Raw genomic sequence first — 21,662 nt, 5'->3', positions numbered from 1 at the left:
AGCGATAAAAAAGAAGGCTGATAATGACCGGGATGAAATCGCCCGCTGTTGTGCGTCGATTATTGGCATCGAATGTCTTAGCCCATGCACAGCGCACACCGCCGCGCACTATTGACAAAACGATGACCATCGCGGTTGCTGCCTTAGACGAGCGCATTCTTTCTACCCCTATAAGTGCAAGTATTGGTATTTTGCTTAATGCGGTTGCCCAACAACCCGTAGTGCTTGTCGACGGCGACGGGATCAATCAACCCCTACGTGGACCGATTGGTGCGGGAACCGATGGCGATTTGATAGGTCTGGCGGAGGCAAACGTCGAAAAGCTCAACCGGGCAACAATAGAAACCTTTGCTGATACAACCGGAACGGTTGCACTTTTAAGTAATAATTTCCACACCCGGGTAAAAATCCAGCCGGAAATACTGGATACTGCTGTCAGTAGGGTGGCGCACCGGTGGCCCACTGTTGTTATTGACCTGCCCTTTACATGTCTGCATGACACGATATCTGCAGGAACAGCCCTGGCGAAGCACGTGATTTTGGTGACCGACAAGCATCACACAGAGCATGGGTGGCTGTATCGTAAAGGCCACCAATTAACCCAAGCCGCGAACGAGGGACGAGTGACCGTAGTACGCCTTGGCGGTGGCGTATCCGATAACCAGCCCAAAGATACGTTTTCCATGCCCAGCCTCGACTTAAGTACTACATCGCGGGATCGAATACACCTACCAACGGATTCGGCATCGCTGACCATGTATCACCGATTATTAGCCAGACTGTATCCCTAGAACGTTGCCCAATAGTAGACAAATACCCCTTGGGCTGCGAGGATAACCGGAATAACCGCCAGGCACATTAAAACGTCGATGGTGGAGATTACCTTCGCCAATTTAGCTTCGGCTAGATCATCCGGTGCGCGGAACTGCGCAACGATCATGATAATTGCGGCGGTAATGATAACAGCCGCTGCGCAAAACCACGTTAACCAGGATGAATCGGAACCGGGTAGCCACCATGGGTGCAGACCCCGCCTGCCAACCCAGCCCGCTTGAGCCCAGGAAACCACCGCACCAACGGTCAGTGCAAAGCCTAGAACTCCGCTGAACAGCAGCGGAACGATAACGCGGGCGTCGGCGAAACCATTGGTTCTAAGCAATAACACCACCGACAATAACGCCGCGATTGTGCCATGCTGCCAAAAACCACTGACGGAAAGAATAACCAAAATTCCAACAGCAATGCCAATGGCAGACCACACGATTCCCCGGCTAATCGCCTCGCTGCGCAGCGCCTTCGCCCGAATATCGTCACGAGACACCTGGTCGCCTGCGTCATTGCGCCGCAAAATTGTAGCAAGCCCAGTAGCCTTCAACGCAGCTGTGGGGGCAAGAAGAAGCAGCAAAACCGGCAACCATGCTGACCATGCAGCAATGGCTATGAGGTTGAGACTAAAATGCAAACCTAAAGCAACTGCCGATAAAACGATAGCCCCAATTACCAAAGCGGTTATTCCGGCAACCGCTCCAACTGGTTGCTTGCGGCCTGCCACCGCAGTAGCGGGAATTGCTGCAGCGAGGATTGCCACACACCACCACACCGGTGTGGCAATAAGAAATGGTGCTGAAATCACAGCCACCGCTACCGGCAGCCACATTCCAGCCCAGCGCAGCCATTGCTGGGGGCGCCAGATAGCTAAGCCGAAAGCAAATAAACTGACAAACCCAATTATCGCAGCGCTTACGCCGAATCGGCCGGTGACCAAGGTTGATAGTGATTCAGCGGGTGTGGTGAGCAGCGTTAGGCTAGCGCCGACCGCCAATAGGCTCAGCAGCACTAACGTGCAGGCGATTAAACCGCCAGCGCGCATCTTTTCAAACCACCGCCATTGGGCATCACCGATGGTTGAGCGGACTTCCGCCAGCGCATCATCGACAAACGGACTATGGGCAGCTTCATGGCGCCTGGTTAGATATAGCCGCTCGCCATCGACAATCTCACGATCGGCCAACGTGAGGTATGGCTCAATGATTCCTCGGGTGGGTGATGACATCACCCAAATATGGGTATTTTTTAATGTCCGATTTGGTTCGTTATCCTTTGGTGCCTCGGTCAGTAACGAAATTACATCGTCAATGTAGTCAATTACTGGGCGGTTAACCGGCAGGCTAACGTCGAGTTGTTGGTCGTCATGCAGCACACTAACTCGTACAAAGGTCGAACTCATGTGATCTATGTTCGCACACTTTTATATCTAAAGTGACGTAAGCTAAACAGTCGCTGCGACGCATTGTATTTTCAGTTATTGATATGAGGATCAATCCATGAGCACAAAGATTGTGCACCGCCCGGCGCGGTTACACGCGACCATTGCCAAGGAAGAACCGGTTCCGATTGCACCTGTTCCGACTATTCGTTCTGCTTCTACCAACGCCAATATCATGACGTTGATTATGCCGATTGTTGCAGGTACCGGCATGGTTATGATGATGGTGTCCTCAGGGAATCCCATTCGTATGGCTATTGGTGGGGTGATGTTTGTTGCCGTGATTTTTACGGCAGTTACGATGTTCATTCGTAATAAAACTGGGTCACGCAAAACCGCGGAGGACGAACGCACGAGGTTTTTGGAGCACTTGGAAGAAACCGAAGATAAGATTCGCGAGTTGGCCATTAAACAGCGAACTCAGTCGTTGTCACGTAATCCGCAGCCGCACGGGCTGACAGATGTGGTGCGTGATCCGTATCGGTTGTGGGAACGAAGGCGTGGTGATGAAGATTTTTTGGTCACCCGCATTGGTACGGGGGTGGGAGAGCTTGCCCAAGGGGTGAAAGTTCCCCCTGCATCGAATCCGATGATGGTGGCGGAGCCAATTTCGCAGGCCCATTTGGATCGTATGATGCGGCGTACCTGCACGATTGAGCATTTGCCGATTGCTATTCCGGTGCGAGGAAATGTGTCGCTGGTGGGCCCGGGGGAATTAAGCGCTGAGGCGGTGCGGGCGGTCGTGTCGCAGATTGTGGTGTTTCATTCTCCCGATGATGTGCGGTTTCATTTCGCATTGCCGCTGGCTGATGTCAATGATGACGGTACCTGGGCGTTGTGGCTACCGCATTTGCTTAATGCGGAGAATTTCGACGGCCCTATTGGTAAACGGGAAGTCTCTTTCGACGATGCCTCTGCTGAGGCGCTTTTGTCGGAGATTTCCAGGCGTGGCGAGATGGTGAAGGAACGTTCGAAGCTCAAGCTCACCGCTATTGATGCCCCGCAATTGATTATCGTGGTGTCGATGGATTCAGAGCTTGGCCGCCGAATTTCAGATCATCTTGATGGGGTGATGTCGTTGGATGCGGCTCGGATCACCTTGATTTCGTGTTCCACAGTGCAGTATTTGGAGCCGTCGCGGGTGGATGTGCGGGTGTTGATTAACGAGGATCGTTCGTTTTCGGTGCAGTTGCTTGACCGTGGTGAGATCCGTACCCCGAAGGAAGGCGCGGATGGCTATGTGGAGCGGGTATTATACGGCGGCAGGGATGGCAGGTTGGATGAGGTTTCGCCAACACTTGCGGAATCTGTGTCGCGGGCGGTGTCGTCGTTACGGTTGGTCGAAGATGCTAGTCCGGATGCACCGCTGGAACAGACGATTGCGTTGGACACGATGCTTGGGATTGGCAATTTTGCCACGTATAGCATTGAGGAGGCGTGGGCGCCGCGTTCGGAGCGGGATTTTCTCAACGTTCCGTTTGGTATTGGCGCGGATAACGAGCCTATTTCCTTGGATATTAAGGAATCGGCGAAGTCCGGTATGGGGCCACATGGGTTGTGCGTGGGCGCGACCGGTTCCGGTAAATCGGAGGTGCTGCGCACCCTGGTGTTAGGGCAAGTGGTGTGCCATCCGCCGGACCAATTGTCCCTGGTTTTGGTGGACTTTAAAGGTGGTGCAACCTTTGCAGGTTTAGAGCCGTTGCCGCATACTGCAGCGATCGTCGACAATCTTGAGGACGCCGCTGGTTTGGTGGACCGGTTGCATGATTCGATTTTGGGTGAGATTCAACGGCGGCAAAAGGTGCTGCAGGAAGCTGGAAATCTCGCCAATGTGGGCGAATACAATAAATTGCGCAACGCTGGTGTGCTCAGTGAGCCGTTGCCGGTGTTGTTCGTAGTGATTGACGAGTTCGGCGAATTGCTTGCCGCGAAGCCGGAATTTATTGATCTGTTTGTCCAGATCGGTCGTATCGGCCGGTCGATTGGTGTGCATCTCTTGCTGGCGTCGCAGCGATTAGAGGAAGGCAAGCTGCGGGGTTTGGAATCCTACTTGTCGTACCGTATTGGTTTGCGTACTTTCTCCGCCCAGGAATCACGTGCCGCGATTGGTACTACCGACGCGCATGATTTGCCGCCTATTCCGGGGTCGGGTTTTCTCAAGGTGGATCCCGATATTTTTGACAGATTCAAAGCCGCGTATGTTTCTGGACCATACGTTGCCACCGAATCGGCTGCGCAGCGGGAACTGCCGCCGGTTCCCATGCCGTTGGAGTTGATGAACACCACGGAGGCCTGGCTGCGGATGAAGCAGTTGGAGTTCCAGGCGAAAATACAACAGCAAACAGGCGGGACTACCCAGTCGGAGGAAACCACCTTGGATTTGGTGGTTGGTAGGTTAGCGCCAGCAGCGCCGCGCACCCGACAGATCTGGTTGCCGCCGCTGCCTGATGCCCTTGAATTAGGTGCGGTGATCGGAAACGTCGAGTCAACTACGAAACGAGGTATGGCGGCAGAGTCGGTCGGGCAGTTGCGGATTCCGATGGGAATTAAAGACAAGCCGCTGACCCAGTGGCAGGGGCAATTGGTTCTTGACCTGTCTGGTTCGGGCGGAAACGTGGCGATCATGGGTGCGCCGCAGTCAGGAAAAACCACCGCGTTGCGCACGTTGGTGACGGCCGCGGCATTAACCCACAAGCCAACCGATGTGAATTTCTATCTTATTGACATGGCGGGTTCACAGTTGAGTTATCTCAAGGACTTGCCGCATGTGGGAACGGTGGCAACCCGGTTTGACGAAAACCAATTGCGGCGCACGGTTGCGGAAATGAGCATGTTCTTAGTGCAGCGCGAGGCGATTTTCAGCAATTACCACATTTCCAGCGTGGCGGAGATGCGGGAGATGCACGCCCAAAACCGCCTGCCGGAATTACCTGCCGCGGACATTGTCTTGGCCATCGACGGCTGGGCGACGCTGCGCAAGGACTATGAGGATTTAGCCGACACCATCACTGAAATCGCCCAACGCGGCCTGGCGTTCGGGATTCACGTGATCCTCGTTACCGGCCGATGGGCGGATTTCCGGCTGCCGCTTCAGGCCGTAATTGGCAATAAACTTGAGTTTGCACTCAACGATCCTATGGATTCCGCCATTGGTCGTAAGCCCGCCGAGGGGTTGAAAGTTCAGGCTATTGGTCGGGCACTGACCACCGATGGTCTTTACAGTCAAATCGCATTGCCGTACGTGGAAAAACCTTCCCTCATTCCGGAACCAACCCCCCAAGCAATCGTTGCGGCGATGAACCGCGCATGGCGGGGACCGACTGCACCGGAGGTACGGATGCTGCCGGACAACGTCGACATGGCGAAGCTGCGTGCAGATTTCTCCGACATCGACACCACAATCATCGGTTTAGCCGAGACCACCCTGCGGCCTGCGCAGTTCAATTTCGAAGAAGACCAACGCCACGTATTCATCGTCGGCGATTCGCAATCTGGTAAAACATCGACGTTGCGCACCCTCATCAGCGAAATTCTTAAAGGAAAGAAGCCCGGCGATGTCATGTTCGGGGTGTGGGACCTACGACGACACTTGCTAGGCGTCGTCCCCGATGAATTCCTCGGCGGTTTCGCTGGCACCCGACCCGGCTGCGATAAACTCGCCGAAGGCATCGTCGCGGAGCTTGAACGCCGGCTACCAGGTACCGGAGTCACCGTCGAGGAATTGCGGAGCCGTTCGTGGTGGAGCGGGCCGGAAATCTTCGTCATCGTCGACAATATCGACATGATCGAGGGATCGACGAACCCGCTGAAAGCACTCACGAAATACCTGCCACAAGCCGCCGATATCGGTTTGCACGTGATCGTGACCCGCAGGTCGTCGGGCATGTCGCGCGCCGGGTATGACCCAGTGATTCAAGGAATCCGGGAAGCCGGTGCCGCCGGTTTGTTGCTGTCAGGTGACCGTCAAGAAGGCCAGATTTACCCCAAGGTGTTCTTAAAGCCACTGCCGCCGGGCCGCGCCCAGTGGGTGCAGCGTTCCGGGCGAGTGGAAATGGTGCAAATTGGGTTCACACCGCCAGCCGATTGACATGTTTGTGCTTGTCGACGCCCATGTCACGGCCGCCCGCTACTATCTAGGCTCATGTCACATTACTTATTTAAAGCCGCTGGCGAAGGCGACATAGAGAAAGTTAAACAACGGTTGGCCAAGGGCGACGACATTGACTATCGGCACAAAGGCACTAGTAGTTCATATTCACGATGTACACCAATCGGATGGGCAACCCGAACCCGAAACCTTTGACCGGGCGTTTACGTCGCTAAGAAGTGCTCAGCAACGAGGTGAGGCGCTTGCCAACATTCACCTCACCGATAAAACTCGACATATAACTTGGGCGAATGGAATCAGCTCAGAACCACACTTCACCCCGGATTATCGTCTTTACGAGATTTCGCAACCGAAGCCCACACGCACCCTGCTTCATGTTCAACGGGAATATCCACACAACAAAGAGTGGATAGAAGAATGGGTGTTCGTCTGTGTAAAAAGCACGGCCAATGGCGTCTTGATTCCGCCCAAAGCCGCCTAGTCGGTGAGCTGAAATACAACCGGGAATATCTCGGCTAGCAGCGTTGGCCAGTGCGCGCCTGTGGGGCGTCGAAAAGCAAAACCTTGTCGGAGGTGACCAAACACCCGGCTTGCCGCTAGTATTGATGCGTTAACTACTCACGTTAAAAATGCGTCACCTCAAGGAGTGAAAAGATCGTGTTTGAATCTCTAACAGACCGGCTCGGCCAAGCCTTAAGCGGGCTTCGTTCCAAGGGCAAGGTCACGGAGGCTGACATCAATGCGGTCTCACGCGAAATCCGGCTCGCACTGCTCGAAGCCGACGTATCACTGCCGGTGGTACGCGGTTTTATCGCACGGATCAAAGAACGCTCACTCGGGGTAGAAGTATCCAAAGCATTAAACCCGGCGCAGCAAGTAATCAAGATTGTCGATGAAGAACTCACCGGCATTCTCGGCGGCGAAACCCGGCATATCAACCTTGCGAAAAAACCACCAACAGTCGTCATGCTGGCAGGTTTGCAGGGTGCCGGTAAAACCACACTCGCCGGAAAGCTGGCGCACTACCTCAAACAAAAAGGCCACACCCCGATGCTGGTGGCCTGTGACTTGCAGCGGCCCGGTGCGGTGCAGCAGCTTCAGATCGTCGGCGAACGCGCCGGGGTGCCTACCTTCGCCCCTGACCCGGGCACCTCTATCGATACCCTCGAACATGAAATGGGTACCTCTCATGGTGACCCGGTGGCGGTGGCTCGGGCTGGTATCGCCGAGGCTGAAGCGAAAAAGCATGACTTCGTTATCGTCGACACCGCTGGCCGGTTGGGCATTGACGAAACCCTCATGACCCAGGCACGTAATATCCGCGATGCGATCAATCCGGACGAAGTGCTGTTCGTTATTGACGCAATGATTGGTCAAGACGCCGTGCAGACGGCGGAGGCGTTCCGCGATGGTGTGGACTTCACCGGTGTCGTTTTGACCAAGCTTGATGGTGATGCCCGCGGTGGCGCGGCGTTGTCGATTCGTGAAGTCACGGGTAAACCCATCATGTTCGCTTCCACTGGCGAAAAGATGGAAGACTTCGACATTTTCCACCCGGATCGGATGTCCAGCCGGATTTTGGGTATGGGTGACATGCTCAGCTTGATTGAGCAAGCTGAGCAGACCTTGGATCAAGAGCAAGCAATGGAAACTGCGGAGAAACTCGCCCGGGGTGAGTTGACTCTGGATGACTTCCTGAAGCAGATGCTCATGATCCGAAACATGGGTCCTATCGGTAACCTGTTGAAGATGCTTCCCGGCGGCTCGCAAATGTCACAGATCGCTGACATGGTGGACGAGAAGCAATTGGACCGTATTCAGGCAATCATTCGCGGCATGACCCCGCAGGAGCGGCAAGACCCGAAGATTCTTAATGCATCTCGACGTAAGCGTATTGCTAACGGTTCCGGCGTTTCGGTTTCGGAAGTAAATCAGCTGATTGAGCGCTTCTTTGAGGCCAAGAAGATGATGGGCAAAATGGCAGGCCAGATGGGTATGCCCGGAATGGGTGGGCGTAGTGCCACTAAGAAAAAGCCAAAAGGCCGTAAAGGTAAAAACGGCAAACGTAAACCAGCTAAGCGGCGCAGTGGTGGCGGAATGCCAGGCATGCCAGGTGGAATGCCCGGTATGCCTAACATGGCGGAACTGCAGAAAATGCAAGAGCAGCTAGGCGGCATGGGTGGGATGCCTGGTATGCCAAAACTGCCAAAGGGAATGGAAAATATCGACCTGAACAATTTGGATTTCGGAAAGGGTAAATAGCCCTAAACATCACAATTTTTACGCCCCGCCATAGACTATTGGTGGGGCGTAAAAATTTGTGCTTCCTTGGGTGGATTCTCGTTGCCTTACCGCCAGCGGATTGGCTTGCCACACGGCATGTGTGGTGCGCGAAGTTACCGGCGGTGAGCATCACAAGACGTGGTCATGGGGTAGTAAAAGTACAGGCTTTTAAGGGCAACTCGACCTTTTCGGTGTTTCGCGATTGGTTTTAGGGCTTGGGCGATGAAAAAGTCGAGTTGGGGTATTTCCAGCATTTTGCTGGCTTTGGGGCGGTGGGGCATTAGGAATTTATCTTGGGATAAGTGTGGGAAACCTACTTCCACGTGATCAGAACCATGAGTTCGCCGTGCTGGGGGATTGCCACCCAACCAGTAACGCCGTACGTCAGGTTGATCATCGTTGATGGCATGGTACGTAGCTTCATTTGTGATTTTTGGTGATATGTATCTCTCTGGTTTGGGGAAGTTGCCCACCACAGCATATGCTTTGCACATACTTAACTTTGCCTAAATTTTGGCTTTGGTTACCGATTGTATTTCTACAGGAGAAGTGAATATGAAGTTCCGTAAAATCGTCATTGCTGGTCTGTGTGCTGGAATGTGCGCGATGTCTACCCCAAGTGTTTCAGCATATGAACGATTGATCGGTCTAACCGTAGAAACCGATAATGACAAGGGAACCTGCCGGTTTGTCTCCGACAAGTCTCAAGCGCCTGCCGCAAATCAACGCATCATAGCGGAGGCTAAGAAGGTCATTGACGAGATAGTTGCAACTGGCACATTAAGTCTAAAAGACGTGCAGGAAAATGCTGAGACACCAGGCGGCAGCGAGAAGGTGGTGGATTGGGCAGCTGAGCATCTACCACAAACGAATGCCATTGACATGGCAAAGAGCCTGCGCACTATATATAAATACAGCACCGGTGAAGTCAAGGAGCTTGAATTCATCATTAACTACTTGGAGTCGAATTTTCTTGGTATGAAGGAATCCGTTCATACGAAAGACGAGGCCAAACAGATTCAAATCCAGCTACAACTTGCCATAAACCAACTCGATACCCTATATGGCGGAATTCCTAAAACCAGCCCTGGCTACGGAATGATCCGATACATCAGGGAGATGCAAGAAGAAGTGTATGGTGGCATGCTGAAAACCGTCACGGACTGTGTTGAGGGACGTAGTACCCCAGCACCAAAGCCGAATGATCCGGCGCCACAACCAAACGATCCAGCACCTAAGCCAAACGATCCGTCGTCATCAACAGGCGGTATCGTTGCTGGTGTAGTTGCAGCTATCGCGGCGATTGCTGCTGCTGTTATCGCTTTTATCCCACAAGTTTTGCAACTGTTTGGCTTGGCTAAAACCCGTTAAAACGGTAGCTCTACCAGCATTGCAGGTGGTTTTTACGATACCTGAGCTTCCAGGCTCCTGGTTGAAATAAGAAGTTTGTAAGTTTAAGGAGACGATAGTGGCTGACACCGACTCTGATACTAACCAATTGCGTGCGGAAATCTCAGCCGCCTGGAAGCAACTTGCTGCGGAATCTGAAGCAAAAGAACCTGAATCAATAGGTGATAGCGATGCCCGGCTACTTCAAACGGTGAGGCTGGAACTGGATGCCTGCCGCGAAGAGCTGGCGGCATTGCGGGTGGAAGAGAACATGATCCCTGCTGCTTTCACGAACCTTGAGCAGGAGATTAAGCGTTTGGAGGAAGCCCAATTACGGATTCAGAGTTTCATTGATTGGAAGCACGGTTTTATAAACGCACAGGTAGAGGACACCAGTGAGGTTCCATCTGCGTCGATGGGCACTGAGAATGACGGATTGGTGCCTTTTCATGAAAGTATCGTACGTGTTGGACATGTTGCGGTGGAATCGACGCAATTATTGATAGCCGACCCGTGGATCGTTCATGCGTTCTGGAAACACGAGCCAGTCAACAACGCGCAGCGATTCAGGGATGTTTATACCCAGCGGGTTTATGAACATCGAGTGGATTTTCACAACCCAGTCGACGTTATTGCTGATGTGGGTATGAGTGTTGTTGAGGCGGTTGAATGCGGCCGGCTGGAAAAAGTAGAGGAGATTGCGCCGCCGTTTTATACGTTGTCATATAACCAAATCTCCAAAGCTAATGCTGCGGTTGAAGGTGGCATTGGTAGCGAGTTGGCCTTTGATGATGGTGCCCCAGGAGCGGGCGTTAGTATTCCATTGGCCGATGATGGAACGTTCCCAGTTTTTGCAGAAATCCACGATGGCAGGGTTTCCAGGATCATTATCGACTTCTAAACCACAGGCGCACCAGTTACTGCTAGGGCGGAAACCGCTTAAACTTTTTTCATTTGTTTTAAGGCTAATAGGTGGGTTCTGGCTAGTATTTGTGTCGAAAAGCTCTACGCCTGTGCGGTGTTCTCACGTTGAGGCAAAGCCGAAAAATATTGTCAGTAGAAAATGAGAGAAGATGAGTGATCGTTAATTTTGCTTGAAACATGTCCCACTCGGTACTGACAATCGGGTTATGGGTAATGTATCAAGGCGTACGTTCATTCGGACAGCTGTTGCGGCTGGAACAACTGCGTGGTTTGCTAACCAAGCGAATATCACTTTGGCGCAGTCACCATCCGGGCACCAAGTATTTCAACACGGGGTGGCTTCGGGAGACCCACTGGCTACTAGCGTGATTTTGTGGACACGGGTTACTCCTACCCCGGATGCCCTGCCCGGATCTGGACGCGGAGAAAACGTTGACGTGCATTGGGAGATTGCACCTGACCCAAGCTTTTCGACGATTGTCGCGCAGGGGTTAACAGCCACCAGTGTTGAAACAGATCACACTGTGCATATTGATCCGTACGGGCTTAAGCCTGCAACGGTGTATTACTACCGATTCCGGGCTTTAGGCCAGATATCACCTGTGGGAAGAACTCAGACCACCCCAGCACCAACTAGTAAAGTGGACCAGTTTCGGTGTGCCATTGCTTCTTGTGCAAGTTGGGAGTCTGGATTCTTTGCTGCCTATCGCGATATTGCTGAGCGTGCTCAGCGTGGCGAGTTAGACGTGGTAGTACATTTAGGGGACTACATTTATGAATATGGGACGGGTGAAAAATCAGGAAAATTAGGCCCGCTACGTACCCACCAGCCCGAATGGGAGACGGTTACCCTTGCCGATTATCGATTGCGGTATGGCACCTATCGTACGGACCCACATCTTCAGGCCGCACATGCGGCTGTTCCGTGGGTAGTAACGTGGGACGACCATGAAATTGCCAATAATGCTTATGCCGGGGGTGCCGAAAATCACGATCCGTCGGAGGGGCCGTGGGATCAACGTCGAAAAGCAGCGATGCAAGCGTATTTCGAATGGCAACCGCTGCGGGCCACAAACCCGTCGCAGGGTGGGCACTTGTACCGCAGACTGCAATTCGGAACACTAGCAGAACTGGTGATGCTTGATTTGCGGACCTACCGGGCGGCACCAGGGACGCTGCAACTTTTAAAAGCCAACCGCAGCCCAGATGTCGTGGGTGAAGAGCAATTTTCGTGGCTTACAAAGCAAGTGGAAAATTCCACAACAAACTGGCGGCTTATAGGAAACTCCGTGATGCTGGCCAAGATGGATATAATCGCACTCCCGTATCAGGTTCAATCGGCGTTGCAGGAGATGATCGGAAGCCCCATCACAACACCTGTGCTCAGTGACCAATGGGATGGATACGTCAATGACCGTGATCGGCTCCTAGAGATTCTCGCTGATGCGGGCGGGCACACGGTGTTTTTCACCGGTGACATTCACTCGGAATGGGGAAACGAAATCATGCATAAGGATCGACTAGTTGCAGCTGAGTTGGTGTGTACATCGATTAGCGCCCCAAATGTCGATGACATGCTAAAACTGCATGAAAACAACCCAATTTCGCAGCATTCGGCAACCCAGATTCGTGCTGCCAATTCCCATGTGCGTCACATTGAACTTGATGCTCATGGCTATTCCATTGCTACCGTCACAGTTGATGGAGTTGACATGATGTGGTTGCGGGTGGCTGACAAGGCTGTAGCTGAATCGGAAGTTTTCGTCGCACACACATTGCGTTACGACGGCACCCAGTTACGCTAGAAGCCACGCCCCACCCCACCCAAGCGCAATCACCACCGCTGTTACCAACAATCCTAAAATCACAGGGCGCAGTCCTGAATGGCGCACCGTAGGCCATGTGACATGTAAACCTTGAGCCACCATTGCCAGAGAAAAAATCACCGTCCGTAGGATGTCGACTGCGTCGATTACAGGCTCCGGGATGTGCATAACCGAACGGCATAAAACGAGAATGATAAAGACCACCAAAAAACCAGGCACTAACCGCCTGTAATTGCGATGTGTGCCGCCTTGAATTACACCGATGATGATTACGGCGGGTGCGAGCAATAGTACTCGACCTAGTTTTGTTGCTACCGCTATTGGCAAAATGGCAGCTCCTGCGATACTGCCAGCGGCAACGGTTTGACTGACCTCATGGGTGGTAGCCCCGATGAAAAGGCCTGCTGCTGTCGGATCCCAACCGGTAACCATGGTGGGGGCAAGGGCAATCATTATGGTGCCAAACACAGTGATAACGGCGATGGCGGTCGCTGATTCGTGGTGTCGTTTAGAACCTAACACTGAATAAGTTGCTGCAATCGCGGATGCGCCACAAATAGAGCAACCGGCCCCAATCAAAAGTGACTGACTTGGGGCCAAACCTAACAGCTTTCCACCGAGTACAGCTGCGCTGAATCCGCCAGCAACCACCACCGCAATCACGATCAACGCCTGCCACCCCAACTGCGCAATTGCCGAAAGTGAAATGCTTAGTCCCAAAAGTGCCACGCCAGCCTTGAGCAGGGGAGAAGCGCAAAACCGTACCCCGGTGGTGAAAGTAGCTGGCAGTCGCCAGATATTTCCAGTGACGCAGCCGACCAGTATGGCGATAAGTAGTAACGAAGAGCTTCCTACAAAGTGAAGTGTAACGAGGTGAATAATCGCGGTAACAGCCGCCAAACCGGTGCACAATGCAAGGCCGGGAATTACAGGTGAAATCACATCAACCCAACGGCTCAAGCTGCCGTCGGTTACATTCGACCGTATTTTATGAAAAGACCATTGCCGATTACCATTCACGGTTTCTTAGTGTAGTGAATTAGGGCACATGGCAGTGTTAAAAGCGCGAAGCAAATTGACCTCGTCTAGCGCTGTGAACTAGGATCTTGGAGGTTGCTTTAGGGCAACACTATCTTTGCCTGCGATTACACCGTCACCGACTCCGGTCGACCGGTATGTCACATCGCAGTTATTACCAAAAGGGTTGAACCGGCCGCATGAAAAGCATGTGGTGTCCGAACTGCCCAGTGACTACAAGGAGCCTCATAATGGCAGTAAAAATTAAATTGCAGCGTATGGGTAAAATCCGTACCCCACAGTACCGCGTGGTTATTGCAGATGCCCGTACCCGTCGTGATGGCAAGGTAATCGAAAACATTGGCATTTACCAGCCAAAAGAAGAGCCTTCGTTGATTCGGATTGATTCCGAGCGCGCACAGTACTGGCTTGGTGTTGGTGCACAACCAACCGAACCAGTGCTTGCTCTGCTGAAGATCACCGGTGATTGGCAGAAGTTTAAGGGGCTGCCAGGCGCTGAGGGCACCCTTAAGGTTGCCGAGCCCAAGCCTTCCAAGCTGGAGCTGTTCAACCAGGCATTGGCTGAGGCTAACGAAGGTCCAACCGCTGAGGCAATCACCGAAAAGAAGCGTAAGGCTAAAGAAGAAGCTGCTGCAAAGGCCGCCGAGAAAGAAAAGGCAGCTGAGGCAGAAGCTGAATCTGAGGCAGAGTCTGCCGAGGCTAACGAGGAAACTGCTGCGGAATAAGATCGCCTAAATAAATGTCAAGGTATCTAGTGGAGTTGATCTACTAGATACCTTATTTGTTTTTCTAACTGATGCAGGTATCTCGGAGTTAAGACGAAATCAGTACAGTCGCCACGTTTTTGAAAAGCTGTTACTGCCGCTCACCGGTAAGCATTGTGAGAAGCAGGATATTTTCTTCTGCGCTGGAATCGGAGGGGCAATCGACACGATGGATAACATGAGCGTTGAGGTGGATTATTCTGCCGGGGGTCAGTTCGATAGTTTGGTCGTTGCAACCAAAGGTTAAGGTTCCCGCAATGCATTGCACTGTGATGGGATGGGCTGCTTTATGTTCGGCGAGATACTGGCCAGGCGAAAAACTAAACAGGATTAGGTTTGCGCCGTCGCCTTGGAGTATCCGCTGTACCGCTGGTAGATGCCCAGTGGTTTTGGGGCTTGGGGCCATGTCCAGTGCATCAACGATTGTCATGGTGTGGTCGGCTGCCGTATCCGGGGAGTAGGTGGCGGTGCCGAAGGTGTCGGGGGAGTTGGTGGGAATGCTCATGTTTTAGAGTCTAGCGATCATCCGACTTTCAAGAATATGGTTGTGATTTTGCTAGAGTAAAAGCCCATGGAAGTAATGATCGGTCGGGTAATTAAATCCCACGGAATCAAAGGCGAAGTGGTGGTAGAGGTGACCACGGATGAACCCGAGATTCGTTACGAAGTCGGGCAAGTGCTCGTCGGGAAGCAAGCAAAAAAACTGCATCATCTCACAATTGCGGCTACCCGGCCACATCAGGGTCGGCTGCTCGTGAAATTTGCGGAAGTCGACGATCGAACCATGGCTGATTCATTACGTGGCACCCAATTCTGGGCGGAACCGTTGCCGAAATCCGAAGACGAGGAAGCTTTTTATGACCATGAGCTTGAAGGGCTGGTGGTATTGGAAAACGGTGAAAAAATAGGTGAGGTTTCAGGCGTTATGTCTGGCCCTGCCGGTACGATACTTCAGGTGACTCTTCTTAGCGGTAAAGAGGTACTGGTGCCGTTTGTTTTCGATATTGTTCCAGATGTTGATATTGAAGCTGGCACGGTAACTATTATGCCACCAGACGGTTTGTTGGAACTGTAGCGATCATGCGGCTAGATATAGTTACTATTTTCCCAGAGTATGTACAACCTCTTCGGCATGCGTTGGTTGGCAAGGCGATTGAGCAAGGGATCGTGGAGATCTGTGTGCATGATCTTCGCGATTGGGCAACGGATGTCCATAAGACAGTCGATGATTCTCCTTACGGTGGCGGGCCGGGTATGGTTATGAAGCCCACCGTGTGGGGAGCTGCGTTGGACGATATTAGGCTAAAAACTGGTCCGGTGGCTTCAGCTGAGGCGCTTCAGACTGCGGCAATGCATGTGAATAAGCCGCGTCATGATGAGAAAAATGGCATCGATGATCCCGGCTATAGTGACCAGACATGTGTGGGGGGTGACGAGGAATTGCCGCTATTGCTTATCCCGACACCAGCTGGAAAGCCGTTTGAACAGCGTGATGCCCAGTCGTGGAGTAGGGAAAAGCACATCGTTTTTGCCTGTGGTCGTTACGAAGGAATTGACCAGAGAGTTATCGATGATGCACGTAAGCATTATCGGGTGCGTGAGGTGTCCATCGGCGATTATGTCTTAATTGGCGGCGAGGTTGCAGTTTTGGTTATCGCCGAGGCGGTGATTCGGTTGATCCCCGGTGTTTTGGGCAATACGTTGAGCCATCAGGATGATAGTTTTTCACATGGGCTGTTGGAGGGGCCAAGCTATACCAAACCCCGAGTGTGGCGTGACCTTGAGGTGCCTGAGGTGTTGCTGTCCGGGAATCATGCGAAGATCGATCGGTGGCGTAGGGACCAAGCCTTGCTGCGTACACAGGCGGTGCGACCAGAGCTTCTAGCGCACGTAGAGTTATCAGAGGCTGATCGGGAGGTTTTGGGTTATGAGGATTCCGACTAGGCGAATGATTGTCGTAATAAGGAGAATCAATCATGGATGATGTTTCGGTAGATGTGCATGTTTTGCTTAGTCCAGCGCAGGTACAGCAGTTTGAAGACCAGCTTCAATCTAAGCCACCGGCTGGGTTTGAGGTTGTCGCCGTGTATTCCATGGAGGAAAATTTCAGCTGTGAGCCGGATAATATGCTGGTGGCGCAGTATGAACAACGCACAGGCAAGGTTCCGGTGGCGGAGTCGGTGTATCGCATTGTGGTGCATGGCCGGTGCGATCGTTCGCTTGTCGACGCAACCGCGGTCGTCGTAAAGCTATTGCCTGATGATGCACTGTGGTACGGAACCACGGTTGATGGTTTTATTGACCCCGGCTCGATGGCAACGTGTTCGATCAAACGGTCGTGACTGAAGATAGTTTCACCACGTGGGCGCAGCGGTTTTAAGTGTAAAATCGTGTTATAAAAAGTGACATTTTTAGGCCCTAACCAGCATTGTTGACGTGTCAACGAAACCTGGTTATGATGTACCTATGCAATTCGGAATTTTTACAATCGGTGATGTAACCCAAGATCCCACTACAGGCACTATCCCTACCGAGAATGAGCGCATTCTCTCAACTGTTAAATACGCAAAAAAGGCAGAAGAGGTTGGCTTAGATGTATTTGGCACTGGCCAGCACCACAATCCGCCTTTTATTGCACCCGCTAACCCGCCGATCCTAATGGCGTACCTTGCGGCGCAAACGCAAAAGCTGCAATTTACCACCGCCACCACTCTTATTACCACCACTGATCCGGTGCGTATTGCGGAAGACTACGCATATGTTCAGCACCTCACCGGGGGTCGGGTCGACCTTATGTTAGGGCGCGGTAACACCGGCCCAGTTTATCCGTGGTTTGGTAAGGATATTCGCAGCGCGATTCCATTAGCCGTTGAGAATTACCACCTCGTGCGTCGCTTGTGGCGTGAAGACGTTGTCGATTGGAGCGGCAAGTTCCGCACACCACTCCAATCCTTTACCAGCGTGCCTCGGCCGCTCGATAACGTTGCGCCATTCGTATGGCACGGCTCCATCCGTTCCAAGGAAATCGCAGAACAAGCAGCGTACTACGGCGATGGGTTCTTCCATAACAATATCTTCTGGAATATTGAGCACACCGCAGAGATGGTGAACCTGTATCGTCAGCGTTTCGAGCATTATGGTCATGGTGCAGCAGATCAAGCGATCGTCGGCTTGGGTGGCCAGTTCTTCGCTGCCGAAACTGAAGCTGAGGCTAAGCGGATTTTCCGGCCGTACTTCGATAACGCTCCGGTATATGGCCATGGTCCATCCTTGGAGGAATTCTCCACCTTGACCCCGCTGACCGTCGGCACCCCAGAGCAGATCATCGACCGGTACCTAAGCTACGCAGATCATGTTGGCGACTTCCAGCGCTTGATGTTCCTCATCGACCACGCAGGCTTGCCGGAGCAGGTTGTGTTGGAGCAAATCGAGATTCTTGGTACTCAGATCGTTCCTGTTCTGCGTGAAGAGTTTGAACGGCGTCGTCCAGCGCATGTACCTTCGGATCCACCATCACACCAAAGCCTGGTTGAGGCTGGTCCTGATTCCCCGCACCGTCTCGTTTTGCCTGCCGAAGCAGAGGCTAAGGCCTAGTAACTAGCCGTAGTCGTTGTAGGAGTTAGATATGAAACAACTTGTTGTTCTCAATGCTGGATTGTCAACGCCATCGACAACCAAAATGTTGAGCCAAAAGATTTCCGGTTCCGTGACCGCCGAAGTGACTAACCGGGGTGAGGGGCTGAATGTTATTGACATTGACATCAATAACTATGTCATGGACTTGGCAACAGTCATGGCCACAGGCGTGTACTCCGAGAAGCTACGCGAAGCATTAGACCAGGTTGCAGCCGCAGACGCACTCATAGCGGTAACACCCGTGTTCAGCGCCAGCTATGCCGGTGTGTTCAAGATGTTCATTGACGTGTTGGATCTGGAAGCGCTGATCGACACACCAGTGATTATCGCAGCTACTGCCGGAACCGGTAGGCATTCGTTGGTGTTGGAATACGCCTTGCGTCCACTTTTTGCTTACCTCAAGGCCGTCGTTATGCCAACCGCAGTCTTTGCCGCTACCGACGATTTCGGCGCGGAATCGGAACTAGATGGCCGCATCGCGAAAGCCGCCCGCCAACTGGCCGCATATCTTGTCGAAAAAGGTGACTCAGTAGGAGGGTTGAGCCAAAACTTCAGCCAACGCAAGAAACCGACAGCATCTTCAATGTCTGCTGATGACGTAGTGCCGTTCTCGAACTTGCTTCAAGGACACGACGGCAACAGCTAAGCGCCGCCGCTAGTTATAATCCTTCGGATAATGTTCACCCCCGTTTCACAAAATACAGTGAGTCGGGGGTTTATCGTGTGCCTACGTAGTTTTTCCATCAGTCAGCTGTATAAGTGCGGTCAGTGCGCTTACCTAACCCAAAACCCAAACTCGACTTATTCCTCTGCCAAACCATGAAACCAACCACTTAGCGATGAAAAGGTCGAGTTTCCCTCATAAGCTCACGCCAGCTACCCGTTTAACTGGAGTTTTGTTGTGACCAACCCCTACGATTTCAGCTTTGACGTCTTTATGAATTGGGTTTAGAAAAACTACGAGGTTGGGGAGTATTTCTTACGGTGCGCACCAAGGTGAGGCGTTGTTGTGCGCACTGCATCAACTGGTTCGGGCAATTAAGTACTAAACTCAACGCAATGAGTTCTGACAGCATTGCACAGCACATTGCCCAGGAATTACAGATCGCCGCAACTCAAGTGGATGCGGCCCTGAAACTTCTGGCTGAAGGTAATACCGTTCCTTTTATCGCTCGCTACCGAAAAGAAGTAACCGGTGGGTTAGACGATACCCAACTGCGCACCATCGAAGAGCGCGCCACTTATTTATCTGAACTGTCAGAACGCAAAAACACTATCCTCGCTGCCATCGAAGAGCAAGGAAAACTTACCGATGACTTGCGGGCATTGATTGAAGAATGCGACACGAAAGCACGACTCGAAGACTTGTACCTGCCCTATAAGAAGCGGCGGAAAACCAAAGCAGACACCGCCCGTGAGGCAGGACTTGAGCCGCTGCTCGATACTCTCATCGGCACTCCGGAAGCTGACCCGGCACAACTGGCCTCCGAGTATTGCACTGCGGGTTTTGAGGATGAAAAGAAAGTGCTGGAAGGGGCACGTGCCATACTCATCGACCGGTTCGCGCTCGATGCCGATCTAGTAGGAACGGTACGCGAACGCATGTATGCCACCGGCAGCATGGGAGCCAGCGTGGTGGAAGGTAAAGAAGCAGAAGGGGCTAAATTCAAGGACTACTTCGACTTCGCTGAGCCGTTTGACAGCCTGCCGTCTCACCGTATCCTCGCTCTTTTACGTGGCGAAAAAGAAGGCATTTTGCAACTTCACTTGGATGCAGGTGAGGATGATGTCTATTGCGGAACCATCGCCGAACACTTTAACCTCGACACATCAAGCGCCTGGTTGGCCGATGCTGTTCGGTGGGGTTGGAAAACAAAACTATATGTTTCTTCCAGTTTGGATGTTCGTATGCGGTTGAAAGAAAAAGCAGAAGAAGGCGCGCTTGACGTATTCGCCCGCAACCTCAAAGACGTGCTTTTGGCTGCACCAGCAGGACAACGCGCCACCCTCGGGCTTGACCCTGGGTACCGAAACGGCGTGAAATGTGCGGTGATCGACGGCACCGGAAAAGTACTCGACACCTTGATCGTGTACCCACACCAGCCACAAAACCAATGGAACCAGGCAGTGCAGGCACTTGCCACCGCCTGCGCCACCCACGGCGTTGATCTCATCGCCGTGGGCAACGGCACGGCGAGCCGCGAAACCGAAAAGCTCAGCCACGAAGTTGCAAAACTCATCGGCCAAGCAGGCGGGGTAAAACCAACCCCGGTGGTGGTCAGTGAATCTGGTGCTTCGGTTTATTCAGCCTCCGAAATCGCCGCCAAAGAATTCCCCGATATGGACGTATCACTGCGCGGTGCAGTCTCTATTGCGCGTAGGCTGCAAGACCCACTAGCAGAACTGGTTAAAATCGACCCCAAAGCCATCGGAGTTGGACAGTACCAACATGACGTCAACCAGACGGCGTTGGCTAAAACTCTGGATGCGGTGGTTGAAGACGCCGTAAACGCAGTGGGTGTCGACCTTAATACCGCCTCGGTCCCGTTGTTATCACGGGTTGCAGGTATCAGTGGCACAATCGCAGAAAACATTGTTGCCTACCGCGACGAACACGGCTGTTTTGACAGCCGAAGCGGTTTGAAAAAGGTTCCTCGATTAGGGCCTAAAGCCTATGAACAATGCGCTGGATTCCTACGCATCCAAGGCGGCACCGATCCTCTCGATGCCTCAGCAGTTCACCCCGAAGCCTATCCTGTCGTGCGTCGTATCGCGTCAGCAACCGGACTAGGGGTAGCCGAGCTGATTGGAAACACACGCGTCTTAAGCACACTTAAAGCGAAAGATTTTGCCGACAACACATTCGGTGTGCCAACCGTCACTGACATTTTGAAAGAATTAGACAAACCGGGACGGGACCCCCGACCGGAATTTACTACCGCCACCTTCAAAGAAGGCGTGGAGAAAATCACTGACCTTCACCCCGGCATGATTTTAGAAGGCACGGTCACCAACGTGGCTGCCTTCGGCGCTTTCGTCGACATCGGAGTCCACCAAGACGGACTGGTTCACGTCTCAGCGCTTGCCAATACCTTCGTCTCCGACCCCCACGACTTTGTGCGCTCCGGCCAGGTAGTCAAAGTGAAAGTCCTAGAGGTTGATGTCGACCGCAACCGCATCAGCCTCAGTATGCGGCTTGACGACGAGCCCAACCAACCCAGCGGGAACAAAGGTGGGGCCGCACAAGGTGGCACCAGATCAAGGCGCGACAGGGCCGATAAGCGCACTGCCAACGGTCGGGGCCAGCGGACTAACAACGGTAGGACCAGCAATACCAAGAACCGGGACACCAGTGGCGGGTCATTAGCGGATGCGTTAAAACGAGCCGGTTTTTAAGCGTCGACAAGCAAAAACGTCCCCTAACCATA

At 52.7% G+C, this 21,662-nt stretch carries 17 protein-coding genes; 14 read left to right on the top strand and 3 right to left on the bottom strand.

Annotation, left to right across the window (positions count from 1 at the left end; genetic code table 11):
* The first annotated feature begins 32 nt into the window (after positions 1 to 32).
* The gene (locus CMUST_RS09575) at positions 33 to 791 is read left to right on the top strand and encodes a hypothetical protein (protein ID WP_236690100.1); all 759 of its coding nucleotides are present in this window, start codon (positions 33 to 35) and stop codon (positions 789 to 791) included.
* Here CMUST_RS09575 and CMUST_RS09570 read toward each other — a convergent pair.
* Positions 788 to 2,227, bottom strand: coding sequence for an EsaB/YukD family protein (locus CMUST_RS09570; RefSeq protein WP_047262324.1), 1,440 nt, complete (start codon positions 2,225 to 2,227; stop codon positions 788 to 790). The genes CMUST_RS09575 and CMUST_RS09570 overlap by 4 nt on opposite strands.
* Before the next feature lie 97 nt (positions 2,228 to 2,324).
* Here CMUST_RS09570 and eccCa point away from each other — a divergent pair, with 97 nt between their 5' ends.
* The 6 genes from eccCa (at position 2,325) to CMUST_RS09535 (ending at position 12,775) form a co-directional block, all read left to right on the top strand.
* Positions 2,325 to 6,353, top strand: coding sequence for a type VII secretion protein EccCa (gene eccCa, locus CMUST_RS09565; protein WP_047262323.1), 4,029 nt, complete (start codon positions 2,325 to 2,327; stop codon positions 6,351 to 6,353).
* Between the two features lie 133 nt (positions 6,354 to 6,486).
* Positions 6,487 to 6,855, top strand: coding sequence for a hypothetical protein (locus CMUST_RS09560; RefSeq protein ID WP_047262322.1), 369 nt, complete (start codon positions 6,487 to 6,489; stop codon positions 6,853 to 6,855).
* 176 nt (positions 6,856 to 7,031) lie between these two features.
* Positions 7,032 to 8,636 (top strand): signal recognition particle protein, encoded by a 1,605-nt coding sequence (ffh, locus tag CMUST_RS09555; protein WP_047262321.1) that lies wholly within the window; start codon positions 7,032 to 7,034, stop codon positions 8,634 to 8,636.
* Positions 8,637 to 9,212: 576 nt separating this feature from the next.
* Positions 9,213 to 10,028: a hypothetical protein gene (locus CMUST_RS09545; RefSeq protein ID WP_047262319.1), complete on the top strand. Its 816-nt coding sequence runs from the start codon at positions 9,213 to 9,215 to the stop codon at positions 10,026 to 10,028.
* Between the two features lie 97 nt (positions 10,029 to 10,125).
* Positions 10,126 to 10,947 carry a hypothetical protein gene (locus tag CMUST_RS09540; protein ID WP_047262318.1) on the top strand — a complete coding sequence of 274 codons (822 nt, stop codon included), beginning with the start codon at positions 10,126 to 10,128 and terminating at the stop codon, positions 10,945 to 10,947.
* A 229-nt stretch (positions 10,948 to 11,176) separates the two neighbouring features.
* Positions 11,177 to 12,775: an alkaline phosphatase D family protein gene (locus tag CMUST_RS09535; protein WP_047262317.1), complete on the top strand. Its 1,599-nt coding sequence runs from the start codon at positions 11,177 to 11,179 to the stop codon at positions 12,773 to 12,775.
* Here the strand turns inward: CMUST_RS09535 and CMUST_RS09530 are convergent.
* The gene (locus CMUST_RS09530; protein WP_052844626.1) at positions 12,767 to 13,816 is read right to left on the bottom strand and encodes a YeiH family protein; all 1,050 of its coding nucleotides are present in this window, start codon (positions 13,814 to 13,816) and stop codon (positions 12,767 to 12,769) included. The genes CMUST_RS09535 and CMUST_RS09530 overlap by 9 nt on opposite strands.
* Positions 13,817 to 14,064: 248 nt before the next feature.
* Between CMUST_RS09530 and rpsP the strand changes: the two genes are divergently transcribed.
* Positions 14,065 to 14,559, top strand: a complete 495-nt coding sequence (gene rpsP, locus CMUST_RS09525; protein ID WP_047262316.1) for a 30S ribosomal protein S16 — start codon at positions 14,065 to 14,067, stop codon at positions 14,557 to 14,559.
* Between the two features lie 130 nt (positions 14,560 to 14,689).
* Here rpsP and CMUST_RS09520 read toward each other — a convergent pair whose 3' ends face one another.
* Positions 14,690 to 15,103: a cupin domain-containing protein gene (locus CMUST_RS09520; protein ID WP_047262315.1), complete on the bottom strand. Its 414-nt coding sequence runs from the start codon at positions 15,101 to 15,103 to the stop codon at positions 14,690 to 14,692.
* A 66-nt stretch (positions 15,104 to 15,169) separates the two neighbouring features.
* Here CMUST_RS09520 and rimM point away from each other — a divergent pair, with 66 nt between their 5' ends.
* The 6 genes from rimM to CMUST_RS09490 all read left to right on the top strand — a co-directional run bounded on the left by rimM (position 15,170) and on the right by CMUST_RS09490 (position 21,630).
* Positions 15,170 to 15,673 (top strand): ribosome maturation factor RimM, encoded by a 504-nt coding sequence (rimM, locus tag CMUST_RS09515; protein WP_047262314.1) that lies wholly within the window; start codon positions 15,170 to 15,172, stop codon positions 15,671 to 15,673.
* A 5-nt stretch (positions 15,674 to 15,678) separates the two neighbouring features.
* Complete coding sequence (trmD, locus tag CMUST_RS09510) at positions 15,679 to 16,542, top strand: tRNA (guanosine(37)-N1)-methyltransferase TrmD (RefSeq protein WP_047262313.1); 864 nt, start codon at positions 15,679 to 15,681, stop codon at positions 16,540 to 16,542.
* A 32-nt stretch (positions 16,543 to 16,574) separates the two neighbouring features.
* Positions 16,575 to 16,940, top strand: coding sequence for a hypothetical protein (locus CMUST_RS09505; protein ID WP_047262312.1), 366 nt, complete (start codon positions 16,575 to 16,577; stop codon positions 16,938 to 16,940).
* A gap of 124 nt (positions 16,941 to 17,064) precedes the next feature.
* On the top strand, positions 17,065 to 18,192 hold the full coding sequence (locus tag CMUST_RS09500; RefSeq protein ID WP_047263542.1) for a CE1758 family FMN-dependent luciferase-like monooxygenase: 1,128 nt from the start codon (positions 17,065 to 17,067) through the stop codon (positions 18,190 to 18,192).
* 31 nt (positions 18,193 to 18,223) lie between these two features.
* A complete protein-coding gene (locus CMUST_RS09495) occupies positions 18,224 to 18,880 on the top strand; it encodes a CE1759 family FMN reductase (protein ID WP_047262311.1) in 657 nt (218 codons plus the stop codon).
* 413 nt (positions 18,881 to 19,293) lie between these two features.
* A complete protein-coding gene (locus tag CMUST_RS09490) occupies positions 19,294 to 21,630 on the top strand; it encodes a Tex family protein (RefSeq protein ID WP_047262310.1) in 2,337 nt (778 codons plus the stop codon).
* Positions 21,631 to 21,662 lie beyond the last annotated feature (32 nt).

The sequence above is a fragment of the Corynebacterium mustelae genome, assembly GCF_001020985.1.
GTDB lineage: Bacteria > Actinomycetota > Actinomycetes > Mycobacteriales > Mycobacteriaceae > Corynebacterium > Corynebacterium mustelae.
This window is presented reverse-complemented; position numbering and strand designations above follow the sequence as displayed.

What these genes read in the sequence shown, in the direction of transcription:
- eccCa (WP_047262323.1), top strand. Translation starts at nt 2,325, where the DNA reads ATGAGCACAAAGATTGTGCACCGCCCGGCGCGGTTACACGCGACCATT.
- CMUST_RS09505 (WP_047262312.1), top strand. Translation starts at nt 16,575, where the DNA reads ATGGATGATGTTTCGGTAGATGTGCATGTTTTGCTTAGTCCAGCGCAG.
- CMUST_RS09520 (WP_047262315.1), bottom strand. Translation starts at nt 15,103, where the DNA reads ATGAGCATTCCCACCAACTCCCCCGACACCTTCGGCACCGCCACCTAC.
- rimM (WP_047262314.1), top strand. Translation starts at nt 15,170, where the DNA reads ATGGAAGTAATGATCGGTCGGGTAATTAAATCCCACGGAATCAAAGGC.
- CMUST_RS09495 (WP_047262311.1), top strand. Translation starts at nt 18,224, where the DNA reads ATGAAACAACTTGTTGTTCTCAATGCTGGATTGTCAACGCCATCGACA.
- rpsP (WP_047262316.1), top strand. Translation starts at nt 14,065, where the DNA reads ATGGCAGTAAAAATTAAATTGCAGCGTATGGGTAAAATCCGTACCCCA.
- CMUST_RS09490 (WP_047262310.1), top strand. Translation starts at nt 19,294, where the DNA reads ATGAGTTCTGACAGCATTGCACAGCACATTGCCCAGGAATTACAGATC.
- CMUST_RS09500 (WP_047263542.1), top strand. Translation starts at nt 17,065, where the DNA reads ATGCAATTCGGAATTTTTACAATCGGTGATGTAACCCAAGATCCCACT.
- CMUST_RS09535 (WP_047262317.1), top strand. Translation starts at nt 11,177, where the DNA reads ATGGGTAATGTATCAAGGCGTACGTTCATTCGGACAGCTGTTGCGGCT.
- trmD (WP_047262313.1), top strand. Translation starts at nt 15,679, where the DNA reads ATGCGGCTAGATATAGTTACTATTTTCCCAGAGTATGTACAACCTCTT.
- CMUST_RS09570 (WP_047262324.1), bottom strand. Translation starts at nt 2,227, where the DNA reads ATGAGTTCGACCTTTGTACGAGTTAGTGTGCTGCATGACGACCAACAA.
- CMUST_RS09545 (WP_047262319.1), top strand. Translation starts at nt 9,213, where the DNA reads ATGAAGTTCCGTAAAATCGTCATTGCTGGTCTGTGTGCTGGAATGTGC.
- CMUST_RS09575 (WP_236690100.1), top strand. Translation starts at nt 33, where the DNA reads ATGAAATCGCCCGCTGTTGTGCGTCGATTATTGGCATCGAATGTCTTA.